The following is a 19,117-nucleotide window of genomic DNA, read 5'->3' on the forward strand; positions in this document are numbered from 1 at the left end:
CCCCTTGGTAAAAAGGCGACATTATGCCTTCAGGACTGCAATCGTCATCATGCGCCCTAAAGTACCAAAAGCCAAGAAACCTGTTTTCGCAACAACCTAGCTGTGGCGCGGGGGAAACTCCATGCGGTAAAGATCCGTCTTTCCCGCATCAAGCCGCTCGACAAAGTGCATGCCAAGCTTCATCAGCAACGCTGACGACGCCGTATTGCCGGGCGACACGATGCCTAGCAAGCGCGGCAAGCCAACGACATCGCGGCCGTAGGCCATGGCCGCCGATGCCGCTTCCCACGCATAGCCCTGGCCCCAATAGGCTGGCAGGTAGGCATAGCCTATATCGGTATCGGGCAAGGTGTCGCGCTTGATCAAGCCGCACATGCCGATGGCGGCGCCATCTTCCTTGCGCACCACCATCCACAAGGAATAGCCCAACCGGGCCTGCATGGCGACGGGGCCGGCGAGCAAGGCGGCGCGCGCGCCTTCAAGGTCGCGCACGCCCTTGTCGCCAATGTTTTCGAGGAAGGAAGGCTCGTTCACCAGGCGCAGGTAGAACGCAGCATCATCAACAGTTGCGGGACGCAGGGTCAGACGTCTGGTATCGATCATTGCTCCGGCCAATCGTTAGGGTCGGCCAGGAACTTGTACATCACATACACGTCGACAAAACCGAGCTGCTTGTGGCGATAGGCGCGCGGCAGCGTGCCTATGACTGAAAAACCGAGCCGCTTCCACAGCAGCACGGCAGAAACATTGGTACTGACCACATAATTGAACTGCATGGCGAGGAAGCCATCGCGCCGCGCCTGTTCCAGGCAATGGCGGCCCAGCATCTTGCCGATGCCCACGCCTTGCGCAGCGGGGCTGACCATGAAGGAAGCGTTGGCTACATGCGAACCCCGGTCGAGCTGGTTGGGCAGCAGGCGGTACATGCCGAGCAGGCGGCCGGTATTCAGCACCGCCACCCAGCTCTTGATGCCGCGCCCGAACCAGTACGCGTGGCAGTCGTCGCGGCTGGTCTCCGCGGCGAAGTAATAGGTATCACCGCTGGCGATCAGCTCCTGGAAAATCGTCCACATGGAGTCGAAATCGGCTTCAGTAGCCGGGCGGATGACGATGTCTTTCAAAGCTGCTCCCATCGGCAGGAATGATGCTGAATTTTCATGCATTTTCCCTTGCAAGTCCAGCATGCCCGGACAGGCGGAAATCGACTTGCTGCGGCCGGCCCGGCAAGGCCAGGCGCGCCGCCGCCCGCGGCGATTCAGCCACCACCTGCCCGCGCCGCAGCACCAGCCGCCGCGCAGCGCGCAGGCGGATTGCCTCCACCGGATCGCGGGCATCGAGCAGCACCAGGTCGGCGTGGCAGCCGGGTTGCAGGCCGTAGCCATCCAGGCCGAGGATCTTTGCCGGTGTTTCCGTCACCGCCGCAAAGCAGGCGCGCATTGCATCCTGCCCGGTCATCTGCGCCACGTGCAAGCCCATGTGGGCCACTTCCAGCATGTCGCCCGAGCCCAGGCTGTACCACGGATCCATCACGCAATCGTGGCCGAAGGCGACGTCGATGCCGTGCGCCAGCAGCTCCGGCACACGCGTCATGCCGCGCCGCTTGGGATAGCTGTCGTGGCGCCCCTGCAAGATGATGTTGATCAGCGGGTTGGCGATGGCGGCCACGCCGGCTTCACGGATCAGCGGCAGGAGCTTGCTGGCGTAGTAGTTGTCCATCGAATGCATGGACGTCAGGTGCGAGCCGGCCACGCGGCCCTGCAAGCCAAGACGCTGCGTGTGGAAGGCCAGGGTTTCGATATGGCGCGACAGCGGATCGTCCGATTCATCGCAGTGCATATCGACGCGCAAGCCCTTCCCGGCCGCGAATTCGCACAGCACGCGCACAGACTCGGCGCCATCGGCCATGGTGCGTTCGAAATGCGGAATGCCGCCGACCACGTCGACGCCCATGGCAATTGCGCGCTTCAGGTTGTCCAGCGCACCTGGGCAGCGCAGCACGCCATCCTGCGGGAAAGCCACCAGTTGCAAGTCAAGGTAAGGAGCCACGCGGCGTTTCACATCCAGCAGCGCTTCCACGGCGAGCAAGCGCTCGTCGCACACATCAACGTGGCTGCGAATGGCGAGCAAACCGCGCGCCACGGCCCAATCGCAATACTGCAAGGCGCGCTCCACCAGCGCTTCCTGCGTCAGTTCTGGCTTCAGCTCGCCCCACAGCGCAATGCCTTCCAACAGCGTGCCCGACTGGTTCACACGCGGCAGGCCGTAGCTTAGCGTCGCGTCCAGATGAAAATGCGCATCGACGAAAGGCGGCGTGACCAGGTCGCCTTCCGCATCGATCTCGCGAGCCCCCTTGGCTTGCAAAGCAGGAGCGACATCGACGATGCGTCCCTGCGCGATGGCGATATCGACGCCCTGGCGGCCATCGGGCAAACTGGCATTGCGGATTACAAGATCCATCGCTTAGCTCCACAGGTGGGGATGGCCGATTGTAGGCAGGCTGGCCAGGGCACGCAATGTTGCACTGCATAACTTCTGCTTCAATAGTCGGCAAAAATGTCTTTCCATTACCATATTTCGTCGCTAGAATGGGTTTATTGCAGCGCACCATTTCCCATCGATCCAGGAGAAAATATGTTTTCGATTCCCGAGCAATTTTCCGCAGCCACCAAGTCGCAGCTGGAAGCGCAGCTGAAAATCCTCAACAACTTCGCCACCACTGCCTTCGAAGGCGCGCAAAAGGTGATTGCGCTCAACCTGAGCACCACCAAGGCCTCCGTCGAAAAAAGTTCCGCCGCTGCGCGCGAGCTGCTGGAAGCGAAAGACCCGCAAGAATTCTTCGCCAGGAGCACTGCCCGCGTGCCGAATCTCGACGGCCTGTTTGCCTACAACCGCGAGCTGTTCAGCATTGCCAGCAAGACCCAGGCGGAACTGTTCCAGGCAGCGCAGGAGCAATTGAAGGAGGCAGGCCAGCAGGCCGCGAAAGTGCCCAAGCTGGCCGCACCGATCGCTGCGCCAGCGCCAGTGGCGGCCCCTGCTCCGGCACCAGCCACTGCCCCCGCACCGAAGGCGGCCAAAACCGAAGCCAAGCCATCCCCCAAAGCTGACGCCAAGCTCGAAGCCAAGCCCGAGGCAGCAGAAAGCAAGCCAGAAGCCAAAGCCGAAGCAAAAGCCGACACCAAGCCAGCCAAGCCAGCCGCCAGCTTCCCCGACCCAAAAGCCGCCCACGCCAACGGCGCCAAAGCCCACAAGTAAATTAAAAGTCGGGGTCAGGTCTGGCAATCCGCCAAAATGGCGGATTGCCAGACCTGACCCCGACTTTCATCTTGGCGCGCTCGGCGAAAAATTCTGCCCTGAGGTATCCTTGCAGGCTCTTGGCAGCATTTTTCTAGTAAGCATATGAGTTTATCGCGCCTGATCGGTGGCTTCGTCCGCAGCCATTGGCGTCCTTACGCAGCCGCCGGCGCCATGCTGACCGGCGTTGCCGTCATCGGTATCTGTATTCCGCGCCAGATCGGCTATATGGTTGATGGCCTGGCGGCGGGCAAGCTTGGGCCTGAGGCTTTGTGGCAGGCGATCGGCCTGCTGCTCTTGCTGGGCGTGGCAAATTATGGCTTGCGCGTCGCCTGGCGCATGAAGCTGTTTTCGGCCGCTTATCAATTGGGCGTTGAGCTGCGCACGCGCTTCTACCGCCGCTTGTCGCTGCAAGGTCCGCAATTCTTCCAGAAGCAGCGCACCGGCGACCTGATGGCCCTGGCCACCAACGACATCGATGCGATCGAGATGGCGGCTGGCGAAGCAATGCTGGCCGGTTTTGACGGTTCGCTCACCCTGCTGCTGGTGCTGGGCATGATGCTGGTCGGCGTCGACTGGCGCCTGGCCTTGTTCGCGCTGATTCCGTTCCCGCTGATGGCCTGGGCTTTCTGGCGCATCTCGTCGCATATCCATACCGCTTCCGCCGATTCGTTGAAGCGCTTCAGTGCCTTGAATGATCATGTGCAGGAAACGCTGTCCGGCGTGCGTACCCTGCGTGCGCTTGGACTGGAACAGCGCAGCAGCAAGCGTTTTGAAGAACTGGCTGGCGCCGCTGCCGACGCCAGCCTGACTGCGCAGCGCTGGGAAGCGGCGTATGAGCCGGCTGTCGGCTTGACGCTTACTGCGGCCACCGGCCTGTCGCTGGGCCTGGGCGGCTTTCTCGTGTGGCGCGGCGAATTAAGCATTGGCGAGCTGACGTCTTTCAGCATGTACCTTGGCCAGTTGATCTGGCCGATGTTTGCGGCGGGCTGGGTGCTGTCGCTGATCGAGCGTGGCCGCGCCGCCTATGCGCGCTTGCAGCCGATGCTCGATGCCCCCTTGAGCATCGAAGACCATGGCACCTTGCCGCATGTTGCGCCCGGCAACCTCGAACTACGCGGCGTGGGCTTCGCCTATCCCGGCCAGCACGAGCCGGCGCTGTCCGATATCTCGCTGACCTTGAAGCCGGGCCAGACCCTCGGCCTGGTCGGCCCGACCGGCGCCGGCAAGTCGACCCTACTGCGCGTGCTGCTGCGCCAGGTCACGCCAACGCAGGGCAGCGCGCGATGGAGCGGCCACGCGCTGGACCAGTACACGCTGCAGGCGCTGCGCGCGGCCATCAGCTGGGTGCCGCAGGAGTCGTTCCTGTTCTCGGCTTCGATTGCCGACAATATCGCGCTGGCCAAGCCCGGCGCCACGCGTGCGGAAGTCGAGCGCGCAGCCGGCCTGGCTGCGATCCACGACGACATCCTGCTGTTCCCGCACAAGTACGAGACTGAAGTCGGCGAGAAGGGCATCACCTTGTCCGGCGGCCAGCGCCAGCGTGTTGCAATCGCGCGCGCCCTGCTCTCGGACAACGATTTGCTGCTGCTGGACGATGCCTTGTCCGCAGTGGACACCGGCACCGAAACCGCCATCCTCGAGCACCTCGAAGAACTGCGCCGCGCCCACGCCAGCCGTTGCGCCATCATCGCCAGCCACCGCCTGAGCGCCGTGGTCGATGCGGACCAGATCGTGGTGCTGCAGCATGGCCGCATCACCGAATCAGGCACGCATGAAGAATTGCTTGCGCTGAACGGCTGGTACGCCAGCCAGTGGCGCTACCAACAACTGGAGGCCAGCCTTGACGCAGCCTGACAAAACAAGCGCGCGCGAACAGACGCGCCAGGCCGTCGGCCTCCTGAAAGAAGCTTCCGGTCCGGATCTGCACCATCTCGGCTGGGCCGTGCTGTGGCTGGCCTTTGCAGCCGGCATGGAAGTGCTGGGTCCCCTGCTGGGCAAGCGCCTGATCGACGAACACCTGCTGCCAAGGCACCTGGACTGGACCCGCATGGCCCTGCTGCTGGGCGGCGTGCTGCTGACCGGCTGGATCGCCACCTGGGTGCGCTACCTGCAACTGGCCCGCCTGTCCGGCGTCGCCATGCGTTCAGTGCAGCGGCTGCGCGAGCGCGTCTACAGCCACGTGCTGCGGCTGCCGATGGCCTTTTTCGATCGCGCCATCACCGGCCAACTGGTGTCGCGCGTGACCAACGATACCGAGGCCGTGAAAGGCCTCTACATCCAGGTCCTGTTCGTGATCCTGGACAGCACCATCGTCCTGGCCGGCACCGTAGCCGCCATGGCCTGGCTGGATTGGCGCCTGATGACCCTCGTGGTCGCGCTGCTGCCTTTCGTGCTGGTGATCGTGTGGGCTTACCAGCGCCTGAGCGCTCCGGCCGTGACCCGCGCCCGCCAGCTGCGCAGCGACATCAATGCGCAGATCGCCGAATCCATCGGCGGCATGACCGTACTGCAGGCGAATAATGCAGAGCAGCGCTTCGGCGAACGCTTCGCGCAAACCAACGCGGAACACTACACGCAGCGCCTGGCCGAGATCCGCGCCAACGCCTGGCTGCTGCGTCCCGCGCTCGACATGCTGAACATCCTGCTACTGGCGTCCGTGATCTTCATGTTCGGCCAGCGCGACATGAGCGCGGCGGAAGTGGGCGTGCTGTATGCCTTCATCAACTACATCGCGCGCGTCATCGAGCCGCTGATCCAGATCACCATGCAGTTCAGCCAGTTGCAGCAATCGGTGGTGGCGACATCGCGCGTAGCGATCCTGCTCGGCGAACAGAGCGCGCCGGAACATCGCAGCGCTGCCGGCTCCCATGTGCGCCACGCCGCCAACGATGACGGCGCCCCCGCCATCGATATCCGCGCGCTGGATTTCGAATACATCGAAGGCCAGCGGGTGCTGCACCAGTTGTCGCTGGAGATTCCGCAAGGCGCCTTCTTCGGCATCGTCGGCCACACCGGCAGCGGCAAGTCGACCCTGCTGTCGCTGCTGCTGCGCTACTACCCCGCCCCGCACGGCAGCATCCGCATGAATGGCATGCTGCTGGACGAAATCGACAACGAGCAGTTCCGCGCCGACGTGGGACTGGTGCCGCAAGATCCCTTCCTGCTGGCCGCTTCCGCTCGCGAAAATATCGACATGGGCCGCGGCCTGCCGCGGCAGGAAATCGAGGCCGCGGCGCGTGCGGCGCACTGCCACGACTTCATCATGGCGATGGAAGACGGCTACGAAACCGTGCTGGGTGAAGGCGGCTCGCGCCTGTCCTCCGGCCAGAAGCAGCTCATTGCCATTGCGCGCGCACTGGCGGGCAAGCCGCGCATCCTGCTGCTTGACGAAGCCACCTCGCGCATCGATTCGCACACCGAACAGATCGTGCAGGTGGCGCTCAAGGAACTGCGCGGCCAGGTCACCATCATCGCCATCGCGCACCGCCTGTCCACCATCCGCGAGGCGGACCGCATCATCGTGCTGAACCACGGACGCATCGTGGAACAGGGGCCGCACGAGGACCTCATGCAGATTGACAACGGCTTGTACCAGCGCCTTTACCTTTTGCAACAGCTCGCCGCCTGATTCTGGTTTCCGCACGATAAGAATTACTAGTTGCCTGGTAGTCGGGGTATGCTGTCCTCCAGAGGGGGGACAGCGCCATGCAAAAGAACCTATCCATCAAACGTATCTTCCTGGCGTTTTTTGCCATTACGGTCGCGCTGGCAACACTGACCATGCTGGCATTGCTCCGTGTCTCCAGCAAAGGCGCGGAAGCCAAGCAGGCCGCCGATTCGCGCTACCAGTCCTATCTGCTTGCCGACGAATTGCGGCAAAGTTCGGACGACCTGACCCGCCTGGCACGCACCTATGTGGTGTCGGGCGAGGCGGCTTACGAGCAGCAGTACATGGACATACTGGCCATCCGCAACGGCCAGAAGCCGCGCCCGAAAAACTATGAACGCATCTATTGGGACTTCGTCGCCGCAGGTACGCCTGTGCCGCCCTCCTCCGGCCAGGCCATCGCCTTGTCGGAGCTGATGAAACGCGCCGGCTTCACCGGCCAGGAATTCGCCAAGCTGAAGGAAGCGGAAGCCAACTCCAACGAGCTGGTTCACACCGAGGTGATCGCGATGAACGCGGTCAAGGGCAAGTTCGATGACGGCAAGGGCGGCTTCACGCGCGAAGGCCCGCCCGATCCGGAGATGGCCCGCCGCATCATGCATGACAAGGCCTACCACCAGAACAAGGCCAGGATCATGCAGCCGGTGAATGAGTTCCTGGCCCTGCTTGACGAACGCACCAGCGCCGAAGTAGCGGCAGCCAGCACCGCCTTCGAACGCGCCCAACGCCTGGCGCAGGCGCTGCAAGCCATGTCGGTCATCGCAGCCGTGGCATGCCTGCTGTTCGCTTACCGCTACATCCGCTCGGGCCTGCAACAGGCGATCGATACCGCCGAATGCATTGCAGGCGGGGATTTGAGCCGGGACATCGACTCCAGCCGCAGCGACGAAATCGGCCAGCTGCTGCAAGCGATGGAGCACATCAACAAAGGCCTGGCGGAAATGATCGGCAATATCCGCAACAGCACCGACCAGATGACAGTGGCCACCGGCGAGATCGCCAAAGGCAACGCCGACCTGTCAGCCCGCACCGAAACGCAGGCTTCCTCGCTGGAGGAGACGGCCAGCGCGATGGAGAACCTGACCGACACCGTGCAGCAGAACGCCAGCAACGCACAGCAGGCCAACCATCTGGCAGCAGATGCGGCGCAGGTGGCGGAGCAAGGCGGCGACGTCGTCGCGCAGGTGGTTGCCACCATGGGCGCGATCAAGGATAGTTCGGCGCGCATCAGCGACATCATCGGCGTGATCGATGGCATCGCGTTCCAGACCAATATCCTGGCGCTGAATGCGGCAGTGGAAGCTGCAAGGGCGGGCGAACAAGGGCGCGGCTTTGCAGTGGTGGCGTCGGAGGTGCGCAACCTGGCGCAGCGCAGTGCGGCCGCGGCCAGGGAAATCAAGGAATTGATCGGCACTTCGGTGTCGCGTGTGGAAGAAGGCGGACGGCTGGTCGATGCAGCCGGCGATACCATGCAGCGTATTGTCGCTTCGGTGCACAAGGTGGCCGGCATCATGGGGGAAATTAGCAGCGCCAGCCAGCAGCAGGGCAGCGGCATCGGTGAAGTGAACCAGGCGATAGGACAGATGGATGCGATGACGCAGCAAAATGCGGCGCTGGTCGAGCAAGCTGCTGCCGCGGCGGAGAGCTTGCAGGAGCAAGCCCAGGCACTGGCGCAGGCGGTCAGCATCTTCCGGCTGAAGGGCGGCGCCGTAGCCGCCAAAGCGCGCACCGGGGTCGCGCTGGCGGCCAAGGTGCCGGCAAACGTGGCGGCACCCCGCGCCACAGCCAGGGCCTCCGGCCGCAACGCTGCCGGCGCGGCGCCGCCCCGCTCCGGCGACCCGGAGCGATCCCGGCGCGCTACAGCGCGCAATACGGCGCCGGCAAGCGAAGGCTGGGAAGAGTTCTAAGTGCTGCGCCAGCGGTTGGCGTGCACGAATCCCGCGGCCCACGCGAGGCAGCCCGCAATCGCCCATGCCGACACAGTCGCCGCGTTTGCGGAGCCATTGAAGCCGACCAGGTCCAGCGCGGCTTCTTTCGGCGTATTGAGCGCGATATACCAGGTGAACAGGAACAACGCCAGGAACAGCCGCGACCCGCGCGTCAAGCCACCCAGCAGGCTGGCGGCAGATGCCAGCGCCAGCACGCCGGAAACTGCAGCAACAGCGCGCAGCGGAGCGTCGAGCGACCAGCGCAGGGCCACGATGGCAAGCGGCAGGGCGAGCACAAGGCTGGCCGCCCACTGCCGCAGGTAGCGCCGCGCCAAGCCTCCAGGCAGCGCCGCGGTCATCGCATCCGCCCCGCTCTGCCAATCGCGCGGCGCGATGCCGCACACAATCATGCCCCACCCCGCCACGCCGGCAATCATCACGCCCGGAAGAACCTCGGATGCCGCCAGCGTTGCCGCCACGATGCCCGCTGCAAGAACCAGCGCTGCGGAAGGCGACATGGACAGCACAAGCGCCACTTCCGCCAGTACTTCGCCAGCAAAGCCCGGCACGCGCATCGCCAGTCCCGGCAAGGGCCGCAGCACCACCGCCACCGGGCGCAGCGCACGGTCGGCCAGCGCCAGCAGGCGGTTGCCGCGCGCCGATCGTGGCCGCACCCGGTCCGGCGAATAACGGTGGAAGAACAGGGTTGCCGGCACCAGCAGCAGCATGGACAGCGACAGCGTCGCCGCACGGATGCCCCACGCTTTGAGTGTCCACAAGGTCGCCGGAAAGACCAGCGTCGCTTCAGCCGGATCGAAAGCACTCCGGCCTATGACAAAGGATGTCGTCGCGAAATGTTCGCGCAGTGTCGTCACGGCCACCGACAGCCCCGAGAAATCGAGAAACATCGGCCACAGCGCTCCCGGGCTCTCGGTCACTCCAACCAGCGCGCCGAACTGCATGCACCACAGGAAGAAGAACAATACGTCGCCGCGCTTGCCCAGCAACGGCCCGATATTGTCGAACAGGACTGCGCAGGCGGCCACGTAGCTGACGATCGGCAGCAGCATCAGCAGATAGGTCTGCAGGTAGACCAGCACTTCGATCGGCCCTTCGCCGCGCAAGGCATGCAGCGCCAGGGTGGAAGCAAGGTAGGCGAGCACGAACAGCACCAGGTACGCCACGCCGCCCAGCCAGCGCCCGGCAACCAGCACGGCATTGCTGGCGCCTGTTGCACCAATCACTGCGCCCATGCCGCTTTGCAGGTCGTCCGCAACGCGCCCGCGCACCAGGTAGAAGCCTGCCAGTCCGAGCAGCATGCCGGCGATATGGGCACTGCCAAAGGCCAGCGCCTGGCTGGTGTACAGCACACGCTGTTGGTCGATCATCATCATCGTGATGCCATCGGCCGGATCGGAAATGCCGAGCCAGCACAGGGCCATCGCCGCCAGCAGCGCCACCAGCGTGGACCGCCGGCGCAGCCGCAAGCGCACCTCATTGAGCGCCATGACACCGATTGCATTCATGCGGCCTCCGCAACCGGTTCCGACAGCGCATAGCGTTGCGCCATCAACGCTTCTTCCAGGCTCGGCTCGACCGCATGCGCGCCCGCAAACGGCTGCCCCGGATGCGCCACGCGCAGCTGCACCTGCGGGCCCTGGCGTTGCGCCTGCAGCACATGGAAGCGGCTGCGCAGCGCATCGTAATCGGCGGCATCGACGCTGGCCTGCCACACCTGGCCGCGCGCCCGCTGCAGGATGGCGTCCGGCGTTTCCAGCGCCAGCAAGCGGCCCTTGCGCATGATGGCCAGTTGGCCGGCGATGCTCTCCACATCCGGCACGATATGGGTCGACACGATCACAAGCTTGCCAAAACCCAGTTCGGACAACAGGCGGCGGAAGCGCAGGCGCTCTTCCGGGTCCAGGCCCGCTGTCGGTTCATCCACGATCAGGATATCGGGATCGTTCAGCAGCGCCTGGGCGATCCCCAGGCGGCGCCGCATGCCGCCCGAGAACGATGCCGCCGGCCGCCGCGCATGCTCGGACAGGTTCACCAGTTCCAGCAGGTGGCGAATGCGGGCGGGGTCGCGCACGCCTTTCAGCGCAGCGAAATACTGCATGCACTCCAGCGCGCTCAGGTTCGGATAGACCCCGAACTCCTGCGGCAGGAAGCCAAGGCGGCGCCGCATCGCATCCGGATTGCGCACAATGTCCTGGCCATCGAACAGGATGCTGCCGGCAGTCGGCCGCGACAGCGTGGCGACCAATTGCATCAAGGTGGTCTTGCCGGCGCCATTGTGACCAACAAGCCCGACCACGCCACTACCAAGTTTCAGGGAAACGTCATCCACCGCTTTCAGTTCGCGGAAGGCCTTGCTGACATTGCGCAATTCGAGCATCTTGTTTTCGCCTCAAGTATGTTGTTGAAGCAAACTTTATCGAGCCCGCAGCGGGCCCGCGCAGGAAATGCGATGAACGGTAAAAATCGAGGGCCAGGCGGAAAGCGATGGCAAGTAGTTTCACAAGTGGAAATTCCACTTGCATTTTCCCCACAGTTGGGGCGTCTATCATGCAAATAGTGAGTCGTATTGCGGATTTCCCGCTTGCAACAGGCATATAATGAACCGCACACGCTGCTCATGCGACCCCAAGGACTCAAGTTGCCAGGCTTTCCGGTTTTGACGATTTCCAAGCGCCTCCGAACGCTGGCGGGCGCCTGCCTGCTTGCGCCCTGCCTTGCATTTGCCCAGTCGCCCCTCGACAGCGAAATCGCGCAGATCCGCGAACTGGTGCGTTTCGTTCCCGAAAAGGCCCTGGTCCAGTTGCAGCAGATGGAACCGGTGGCGCGCTCCGCCCCGCCCCTGACCCGCGCCGAATTCCTGGCCCAGCTCAGCCTGACCCACCGCAGCCTGGGCAAGCATGACGTGGCGCTGGCGCTGGCCGAAGAACTGCATGACTTCGGCCGTGCCCAGGACAACAAGATCATCATCGCCAAGGGCTTGCTGACCAAGGCCTACGTGCGCTCGGCGATGAACGAGCGCCAGGTGTCGCACGAACTGGCGTTCGAAGCGGAAAAGCTGGCCAGCGACACCAACGACATGTTGCTGCGCGTGCAGTCGACCATCACTGCCGGCCAAAGCTACGCTGAACAGGGCAATTATCCCGTGGCCCTGATTCGCCTGCAGTCGGCAGTGGAGCTGGCGCAAAAGGTCGAGAGCGACAAGGTACCGCTGGCCAGCGCGCTCAATGCGCTCACCCTGTTCTACACCCAGGTGCGCGAATACGACAAGGCGTGGGAAACGCTGGGCGAAACCTTCGAAGTGTCGGAGACCCTGAATTCGCCGGGTCGCATGGCGATCGCCAACAACACCGAATATGGCCTGGCGGTCGACACGCAGCAATACAAGCGCGGCATGCGCGCCCTGCTGGCCAACCTGGACCTGACCCGCAAGCTCGGCGCCAAGCGCATGATCGCCACCACGCTGGTGAACCTGTCCGATATCAACCTGAAGCTGCACGATTTCCCCGCCGCGCTGCGTTTTGCCAACGAAGCTTCGGCCGCCGCGCGCGATGCGAACGACGATGCCAACGAAGCCACGGCGCGCATCAATGCCGGCCAGGCCTACATGGGAACCAACAAGGTCGCGGAAGGAAAGAAGTCCTTCGCGCTCGGCATGGCCTATTACGAAAAGACCGGCGACAAGCCCGAGCTGCAAGCCCTCCTGACCGAATACGGCGAAGCGCTGGAACGCGTGGGCGACTACCAGGGTGCGGTGGAAGCCTACCATCGCGAGCGCCAGATCTCGAACGAATTGTTCGAGTCGCAGCGCAAGAAGACCATGTGGGAGCTGCAGGAAAAGTACGACACCGAAAAGAAGAAGCGCCAGATTGAACAGCTATCGCACGAAAACCAGGCCAAGGGCGCGGAGCTGACCGCGCGCCGCCTGCAGCAGCGCATCTGGTGGCTGCTGGCGGTGGTGTTCGCGCTGGCTGCCGTGATTGTCGGCCTGCTGTATCGCAAGGTACGCCAGGCCAATGCCCAGCTCGAGGTGAAGAACCTGGAGTTGAAGGCGCAAAGCTCGCTCGATCCGCTCACGGCGCTGTACAACCGCCGCCACTTCCAGGAATACATGCGCACGCACAACCAGGTGGAGCGGCGCGGCGCCAACGGTGAAGACATCGTCGGCGCCCTGTTCCTGCTGGACGTCGACCACTTCAAGCACGTCAACGACACCTACGGCCACGCCGCCGGCGACGCGGTGCTGAAGATGATAGCGGAGAGCCTGCGCATCGCGCTGCGCGAGACCGACATGATCGTGCGCTGGGGCGGGGAGGAATTCCTGGCCTTCCTGCCGGCCATCCCGCGCAACGGCGTGGACGAAATCGCGCGCCGCATCCTGAGCTGCGTGTCGTCGCAGCCGGTGCCGTTCCAGGACCACATGATCCACGTGAATGTATCGGTCGGCTTTGCGCCATTCCCGCTGGCGCCGGGCGGCCTGCCGCTGCCTTGGGAACGTGCGGTCAACCTGGTGGACATGGCGCTGTACCTGGCCAAGGCCCATGGCCGCAACCGCGCCTACGGGGTGCGCGGCTTCAGCAACTTCGAACAGACCTCGATGGAGGCCATCGAGCAGAACCTGGAGCAGGCCTGGCGCGCCGGCTTTGTCGACCTGACGCTGGTGTTGGGCGGCATGCCCGACGAGCCGCCGCCTTCCAATGTGGTGCCGCTGAAGAGCAAATCAGGGAACTAGTTCTTTTCCTTGCGCGCCTCGCGGGCCGACTCCTGCATTTCCTTGCCAGCCTGCTCGACTTTTTCGCCGATTTTTTCGGTGGCCTTGTTCAGCTTTTCGCCAGCCTGCTGGGCCGCCTGGTCCAATTTCTCGCCGGCCTGGCCCAGTTTTTCTTCAGCCTTGCTGGCCGCCTGGTCCAGCTTTTCGCCTGCCACGCTGGCGGCCTTGTCGATCTCGCGGCCGGCCTGTTCCGCCGGACCGATGCGCTTGTCTTCCGGTTTCTGGCAACCGCCCAGGGCCAGCGCCAGCGTTGCAAACAGCACGGCAATCATGCTTTTCATGGTGTCTCCTTTCCTTCCAGCATAGTGAAAATGTTACGCTAGAATACTCCAATGGACGCGCACATTCCCATCCTTAAGCGGGCGGGCATGGTGCTGGTGGTGCTGGGCACCTGCGACCTGCTGGCCATCCGGTCCGGCCTTTTCCTGCTCGGTGCGGCAGCCGGTATCGGCTTGCTGTCCGGCAGCCTGCACATGGCGTCGCTGGTGCGCTGGGGGGCCGCCTTTGCCCTGTGCGCGCTGGGCGTGATGATGCTGGCCTGGCCCCTGATGCAGCCGGTCGACCTGACCCTGACCCAGCTCAGGCTGCAGCCGCGCATCCTCCCCTCCCTCGTCACCAGCGCAACCTGGCTGTTGCTGCTGCACTGGCTGTACCGCACCCTTGGCGCGCCCGCTGTTCTTGCCGCGCGCCGCGCCGCCGGCCACAAGGCGCGCCACATGGGACTGGCGGCCGCCAGCGGCGCCGCGCTGTCGCTGATGCTCTGCGTCACACTGTCGCTACTGCTGCATGGCGATGCCGCGGAACGCGCAAGGCGCGCGGCCGAACGCCAGTTCGGGCCCGACTACCGCTATCACGTGGCAGCGCTGAAGGTCGACGGAAAACGCGTGGAAGGGCTGGTCACCGCGTGGAATGGCAACGAGATCCGCCACATCCCGGTGGCGTGGCAGGAAGATGCTAACGGCGACCGATGACGAAGGCGCCGACCAGCGCCGCCACGCCGAACACCAGCAAGGTGCTGCAAAACGCCAGGTTGAGGAACTTGGAAAGGTTCAGCACCCCGAGCACGGCGGCGGCCAGGAAAGCCAGCCCGAAGAACAGCAGCCAGCCGGCCGTGTCGGCAGCCGGCAGGTCGGCGCCGCGCGCTTGCACATGGCGCATGAAGGAACGCCGGATAGCGTTGGATGCCAGCAACACCAACAGGAAAACGCCACCTGCAGCTAAAAGATTTACCTGCATCTGCCCTCCAATGTTTGGCTTTGGGCTGATGGTAGCACCGAGTCTTAATCGGCGACGATCTTTTTGGGCGGCGGTGGCGGAGCGAAGGCGACGTTATCGCCTTCCGGTGCGGAATCCTGGGCGTCGGAAAACTCGAGCCAGCGATCCAGGCTGGCTCGGCGGCGGATGGTGATGCCCTTGTTGCTGATGTAACCGATCTGCTCGAAGTTATCCAGCTTGCACACCATCTTGGAGGTGGTGGGCAGGTTGTCGCGCAGGCGGTCGTAAGCCTTGCGCGCCTTCTGCTCCCACTTGGCCAGGGTTGGCTCGTTGAAGCGGTTGCTTTCGTAATAGATGGTCAAGGTATGGTCGTGATTGCCGAAGCCGACGACCGCCGCGCCCTTGCGGACAGCGGACAGGATATCTTCCTTGATATTGGCGGTCGGGACGAAAATGGCCGCACGGCTATCCGTTTCATCGGGCCGCTGGAGCGGCAAGTCCTGGCCAAACTGTACACCCATTGATGTTTCTCCCCGGCTATATTCGTCCGATTCTACCTCGCGCCCCTTCCCGGTTCAAGCGGCGGCACGCCGTATAATGCGCATGCCTCATCCTCTTTATAGCCTGATAATGACCGCTTTTCCACCTGCCGCCCGCGATACGGCAGCCCGCAATGTACGCGACCTGCTTGCCCACGCCATCGAATACGCCGCGCCGCAGCAGGCTTTGCTGGTGTTCGACCAGCGCAGCCCGCTTTCCATGGTGCTGGCGGACGCCTACCGCGCGGCCCTGCCGGAGGGCCGTTTCATCGACTTCGACACGGTGCAGCCGGCCGACGTGCTTGCGGCTTTCGAGCAACTACGGGCGGGCGACCTGGTGGTGCTGGTGCAAACCACCAGCTTCCGCCTGAACGAATACCGCATCCGCATGGAGCTGTTCAAGCGCGGCCTGAAGGTGATCGAGCATATGCATTTGTCACGCATGCCGGACGGGCAAGGCCTGGTCTATATCGATGCGCTGGCCTACGACCCGGCGTATTACCGCGGCGTCGGCCATGCTTTGAAGGAACGCATCGACCGCGCGCAGTCGGGCGTGGTGGAGAGCGGCGGCGAACGGCTGGTGTTCGCCTCTGCGTTTGAAGAAGCCAAGCTGAATATCGGCGACTACAGCGCCATGAAGAATGTCGGCGGCCTGTTTCCGATCGGCGAAGTGTTCACCGAAGCGCAAGACCTGGAAGCAGTCAACGGCCGCGCCAAGGTCTTCGTGTTCGGCGATACCACGTTCCACGTCAACCGCCCGGCCACGCCGATCACCATGATCGTGGAAAAGGGCCGCGTGACCGGCGCCGAGAAGAGCACGCCGGAGTTCGACAATATGCTGGCAATCATTCGCGCGCATGAAGGCGAAGTGTGGGTGCGCGAACTCGGTTTCGGCATGAACCGCGCCTTCTCGCGCGAGCGCACAGTGGACGATATCGGCACCTATGAGCGCATGTGCGGCATCCATCTCTCGCTCGGCGCCAAGCATGGCCAGTACCAGAAGCCACAGTTCAAGCGCAAGGACGCCCGCTACCACGTCGACGTCTTCGTCCAGACCGATGCGGTCTACCTCGACGACGACCAGGTCTACCGCGACGGCGGCTGGGCGCCTGCTTCCTGAGGCAACCACTGCCAGTTGGTGATGGCGCGCAGCAGCCACTCGGCGGGGCCGTAGGTGTAGTGCTTGAGCCACCAGGCGCTGAGGGCCATTTGCGCGAGATAGATCGCAGGCACCAGGGCAAGAACGGCGATCGGCGGGAGTTCATCGCACAGGCGCATGCCGTAACCGGTGAACAGCAAGGCCATGACCAGCGACTGCATCAGGTAATTGCTCAACGCCAGCTTGCCCATCGGCGCCAGCGCCGCGATCAGCCGCGCGCCGCGACGGCTCTCGAACAACAGCATCAGGACGACCACATAGGCCGCGGTCAGGATCGGCGCCGTCAGGTAGCTGAGCGCCGTCGAGAATATCATCAGCACGCCGCCCGGCGCGAACTCGGAAGCAGCCGCATACAGCAAGGCGCCAACCAGCCCGAACGTGGCGGCCAGGCGCAGGATCGGGCGCACCAGCTGCTCGATTGATCCGACACGCTCAAGCAGGTGCGCACGCCCCGCTCCCAGCCCCAGCAAGAACATCGCCAGCGCGCTCGGCCCCTGGCCAAACATCAGGAAGGCCACAGTCGACGGAAATTCGTCCATGATGAATGCCTGCGTGCTGCGGGCATCGCTATGGAAGGCGGCCAGCTTGGCAAAAACAGCCTTCAGCTCCGGGGGGCCCGCTTGCGGCGAGAGCATCACAACAACGCCCAGCACGACCAGCATGAAGGCCGCCAGCATCAGCAACAGCGCAGCACATTCGGCCGAGCGCCACCTGCGGCCATCCCACTCACGGCCATACCAGACCAGCAGCAAGAAACTCAGCAAACCATACAGGTGCAGGATATCGCCATAGAACAGGAAACAGCCATGCAATCCGCCCAACAACAGCAAGCCTGCCGCCCGGCGCAGCATGCGCGGCCGGAATGCGGCGCCTGCACGCTCGGCGGCCCAGGCCTGGAGCATGAAGCTGTAGCCAAACAGGAAAGAGAACAGCAGGTAGAACTTGGCTTCGAACAGCAGCGCGACGATGAAGCGCACCGCCATATCAAGCGCGCTCGCATAGCGCGGGTTGTTCACGCCGGAGGCAAAATAGGGATCGGCGAACGACCAGATATTGACGGCCAGGATGCCGAACAGCGCAAAGCCGCGCAAGGCGTCGACATTGAGCAGGCGCTCCTTGCTTTCCCTCATCGCAGCCCCAGCTCCTGCCACGTCGGCAATTTATTGACCCGTCTCGTGCGCAGGAAAAATGCAGCCATCAGCAAGGCCAGCGCCAGGCCAAACAAAGCACCGGACAGCAGGACCGAATTTTTCACAACCAGTCTTTGCGCTGTTCCAAACGCCATACCCAGGGTCGCGACAGCGCTGTAAGCCAGCCAAAACACCAGTAGATTGACGTGGAAAGGAGCAAACAGCGGTGGCGGAACCCGGATGCCAATGCTCCACATCATCCGATGCAACAAAGGCAGCAAATCCCGGCTGGGGAAGCCTGCTGCCTCCAGCAATTCAATTGCGCGCTCATGTCGTGAATTTTTCATCATCGGATTGTCGCATCACGGTTACAAAATAAGCAACCCCGCATCCGCCAAGGCTTTGTCCCAAGGGGGCGCGGGCTGGTACTCGTCCACCAGGAAATCGATCAGCGCCCTCACCTTCGGCGATAGCTGGCGCGTGGCCGGGTACAGGGCGCTCAAATGGTTCAGGGGTAAGTCCCAGTCGGCCAGCACCGGCACCAGCCGCCCTTCGATAAGGTCGCGCCAGGCCAGGAAGGTTGTCGTATAGACGATGCCCAGCCCGCGCAAGGCCGCATGCTGCAGAACCATTCCGTTATTGGCGGTGAAGGCCGGCGTCACGCGTACTGTGGCCTGCTCCTCGCCGCGAGCGAAGTGCCAGGCGATACCGCCGGTGAGGTGGCTGAAGTGCAGGCACTGGTGGCGATGCAGGTCCTCTGGAATCTCAGGCCGGCCTGCCCGCGCCAGGTAGGCCGGCGAGGCGCACAGGATGCCGCGGCAAGGCGCCAAAGGCCGTATTGCCAGCGCACGGCTGTCCGGAATCCCGCCCACGCGGATCGTCAGGTCGAAGCCGTGTTCGATCGGATCGAGCAGTGCATCGTCCACATGCAGCAGCGGCGACAACTGCGGATGCGGCAAGCTAAAGCGCGCCACCGCATCGGCCAGCCATTCGCTGCCGAAGCTGGACGGCGCCTGTATCCGCAGCGGCCCTGCCAGCTCGACGCCGGCATGCGTCACCACCCGCGCCGCTTCCTGCGCCTGCAGCACCGCCAGCGCGCAAGGCTCCAGGTAAGCCTGCCCGGCATCGGTCAGGCTCACATCGCGCGTGGAGCGGTGCAGCAGGCGCGCATTGAGCCGTTCTTCGAGCGCAATCACATGCTTGCTCACCATGGCGCGCGTCATGCCCAGCCGGCGCGCGGCGCCGCTGAAGCTGCGCTGCCGCGCCACCTCCACAAAGATTTCCATTGCCTTGAGCTGGTCCATGGGTCGATTGTCTCCATTTCAGAGACAATGTGTCAACCGTTTGCGCATTGTTGGCATCCAATGACTTCCCTACAATGACCTAAGTTAAGAAA

18 protein-coding genes are annotated in these 19,117 nt (G+C 63.7%); 7 read left to right on the plus strand and 11 right to left on the minus strand.

The window, feature by feature from the left end; all coding sequences use genetic code 11:
- Positions 1 to 96 precede the first annotated feature (96 nt).
- The 3 genes from ACN9MW_RS25845 to ACN9MW_RS25855 are packed head-to-tail and all read right to left on the minus strand — an operon-like array spanning position 97 to position 2,457.
- Positions 97 to 603 (minus strand): GNAT family N-acetyltransferase, encoded by a 507-nt coding sequence (locus ACN9MW_RS25845; RefSeq protein WP_426164203.1) that lies wholly within the window; start codon positions 601 to 603, stop codon positions 97 to 99.
- Positions 600 to 1,163 (minus strand): GNAT family N-acetyltransferase, encoded by a 564-nt coding sequence (locus tag ACN9MW_RS25850; RefSeq protein ID WP_426164205.1) that lies wholly within the window; start codon positions 1,161 to 1,163, stop codon positions 600 to 602. Before ACN9MW_RS25850 ends, ACN9MW_RS25845 begins: the two co-directional genes overlap by 4 nt.
- A complete protein-coding gene (locus ACN9MW_RS25855; RefSeq protein WP_426164207.1) occupies positions 1,156 to 2,457 on the minus strand; it encodes an amidohydrolase family protein in 1,302 nt (433 codons plus the stop codon). Before ACN9MW_RS25855 ends, ACN9MW_RS25850 begins: the two co-directional genes overlap by 8 nt.
- 174 nt (positions 2,458 to 2,631) lie before the next feature.
- On the opposite strand from ACN9MW_RS25855, the gene phaP reads away from it, so the two are divergent.
- The 4 genes from phaP to ACN9MW_RS25875 all read left to right on the plus strand — a co-directional run bounded on the left by phaP (position 2,632) and on the right by ACN9MW_RS25875 (position 8,868).
- The gene (phaP, locus tag ACN9MW_RS25860; protein ID WP_426164209.1) at positions 2,632 to 3,252 is read left to right on the plus strand and encodes a TIGR01841 family phasin; all 621 of its coding nucleotides are present in this window, start codon (positions 2,632 to 2,634) and stop codon (positions 3,250 to 3,252) included.
- Between the two features lie 144 nt (positions 3,253 to 3,396).
- Positions 3,397 to 5,148, plus strand: coding sequence for an ABC transporter ATP-binding protein (locus ACN9MW_RS25865; RefSeq protein ID WP_426164211.1), 1,752 nt, complete (start codon positions 3,397 to 3,399; stop codon positions 5,146 to 5,148).
- Positions 5,149 to 5,263: 115 nt separating this feature from the next.
- Positions 5,264 to 6,922, plus strand: coding sequence for an ABC transporter ATP-binding protein (locus ACN9MW_RS25870; protein WP_426172301.1), 1,659 nt, complete (start codon positions 5,264 to 5,266; stop codon positions 6,920 to 6,922).
- A 77-nt stretch (positions 6,923 to 6,999) separates the two neighbouring features.
- Positions 7,000 to 8,868, plus strand: a complete 1,869-nt coding sequence (locus ACN9MW_RS25875) for a methyl-accepting chemotaxis protein (protein WP_426164214.1) — start codon at positions 7,000 to 7,002, stop codon at positions 8,866 to 8,868.
- Here ACN9MW_RS25875 and ACN9MW_RS25880 read toward each other — a convergent pair.
- Both ACN9MW_RS25880 and ACN9MW_RS25885 read right to left on the minus strand, forming a co-directional pair.
- The gene (locus tag ACN9MW_RS25880; protein ID WP_426164216.1) at positions 8,865 to 10,415 is read right to left on the minus strand and encodes a hypothetical protein; all 1,551 of its coding nucleotides are present in this window, start codon (positions 10,413 to 10,415) and stop codon (positions 8,865 to 8,867) included. The genes ACN9MW_RS25875 and ACN9MW_RS25880 overlap by 4 nt on opposite strands.
- The gene (locus ACN9MW_RS25885; protein ID WP_426164218.1) at positions 10,412 to 11,287 is read right to left on the minus strand and encodes an ABC transporter ATP-binding protein; all 876 of its coding nucleotides are present in this window, start codon (positions 11,285 to 11,287) and stop codon (positions 10,412 to 10,414) included. The genes ACN9MW_RS25880 and ACN9MW_RS25885 overlap by 4 nt, the downstream gene beginning before the upstream one ends.
- 279 nt (positions 11,288 to 11,566) lie before the next feature.
- Here ACN9MW_RS25885 and ACN9MW_RS25890 point away from each other — a divergent pair, with 279 nt between their 5' ends.
- The gene (locus ACN9MW_RS25890; RefSeq protein WP_426164220.1) at positions 11,567 to 13,639 is read left to right on the plus strand and encodes a GGDEF domain-containing protein; all 2,073 of its coding nucleotides are present in this window, start codon (positions 11,567 to 11,569) and stop codon (positions 13,637 to 13,639) included.
- On the opposite strand, the gene ACN9MW_RS25895 is transcribed toward ACN9MW_RS25890, so the two are convergent.
- Positions 13,636 to 13,959, minus strand: coding sequence for a hypothetical protein (locus ACN9MW_RS25895; protein ID WP_426164222.1), 324 nt, complete (start codon positions 13,957 to 13,959; stop codon positions 13,636 to 13,638). The genes ACN9MW_RS25890 and ACN9MW_RS25895 overlap by 4 nt on opposite strands.
- 51 nt (positions 13,960 to 14,010) lie before the next feature.
- On the opposite strand from ACN9MW_RS25895, the gene ACN9MW_RS25900 reads away from it, so the two are divergent.
- Positions 14,011 to 14,649 carry a hypothetical protein gene (locus tag ACN9MW_RS25900; protein WP_426164224.1) on the plus strand — a complete coding sequence of 213 codons (639 nt, stop codon included), beginning with the start codon at positions 14,011 to 14,013 and terminating at the stop codon, positions 14,647 to 14,649.
- Here ACN9MW_RS25900 and ACN9MW_RS25905 read toward each other — a convergent pair.
- Positions 14,633 to 14,914 (minus strand): hypothetical protein, encoded by a 282-nt coding sequence (locus ACN9MW_RS25905; RefSeq protein WP_426164226.1) that lies wholly within the window; start codon positions 14,912 to 14,914, stop codon positions 14,633 to 14,635. The two genes, ACN9MW_RS25900 and ACN9MW_RS25905, sit on opposite strands and share 17 nt — an antisense overlap.
- A 44-nt stretch (positions 14,915 to 14,958) precedes the next feature.
- The gene (locus tag ACN9MW_RS25910) at positions 14,959 to 15,414 is read right to left on the minus strand and encodes a hypothetical protein (RefSeq protein WP_426164228.1); all 456 of its coding nucleotides are present in this window, start codon (positions 15,412 to 15,414) and stop codon (positions 14,959 to 14,961) included.
- 109 nt (positions 15,415 to 15,523) lie between these two features.
- On the opposite strand from ACN9MW_RS25910, the gene ACN9MW_RS25915 reads away from it, so the two are divergent.
- Positions 15,524 to 16,552: a hypothetical protein gene (locus ACN9MW_RS25915; RefSeq protein WP_426164230.1), complete on the plus strand. Its 1,029-nt coding sequence runs from the start codon at positions 15,524 to 15,526 to the stop codon at positions 16,550 to 16,552.
- Here ACN9MW_RS25915 and ACN9MW_RS25920 read toward each other — a convergent pair.
- The 3 genes from ACN9MW_RS25920 to ACN9MW_RS25930 are packed head-to-tail and all read right to left on the minus strand — an operon-like array spanning position 16,519 to position 19,025.
- On the minus strand, positions 16,519 to 17,721 hold the full coding sequence (locus ACN9MW_RS25920; RefSeq protein ID WP_426164232.1) for a DUF418 domain-containing protein: 1,203 nt from the start codon (positions 17,719 to 17,721) through the stop codon (positions 16,519 to 16,521). The genes ACN9MW_RS25915 and ACN9MW_RS25920 overlap by 34 nt on opposite strands.
- On the minus strand, positions 17,718 to 18,071 hold the full coding sequence (locus tag ACN9MW_RS25925) for a DUF6404 family protein (protein WP_426164234.1): 354 nt from the start codon (positions 18,069 to 18,071) through the stop codon (positions 17,718 to 17,720). Before ACN9MW_RS25925 ends, ACN9MW_RS25920 begins: the two co-directional genes overlap by 4 nt.
- A gap of 18 nt (positions 18,072 to 18,089) precedes the next feature.
- Positions 18,090 to 19,025 (minus strand): LysR family transcriptional regulator, encoded by a 936-nt coding sequence (locus tag ACN9MW_RS25930; protein ID WP_426164236.1) that lies wholly within the window; start codon positions 19,023 to 19,025, stop codon positions 18,090 to 18,092.
- Positions 19,026 to 19,117: the final 92 nt, after the last annotated feature.

This window comes from Pseudoduganella sp. R-34, assembly GCF_049904655.1.
GTDB lineage: Bacteria > Pseudomonadota > Gammaproteobacteria > Burkholderiales > Burkholderiaceae_D > Rugamonas.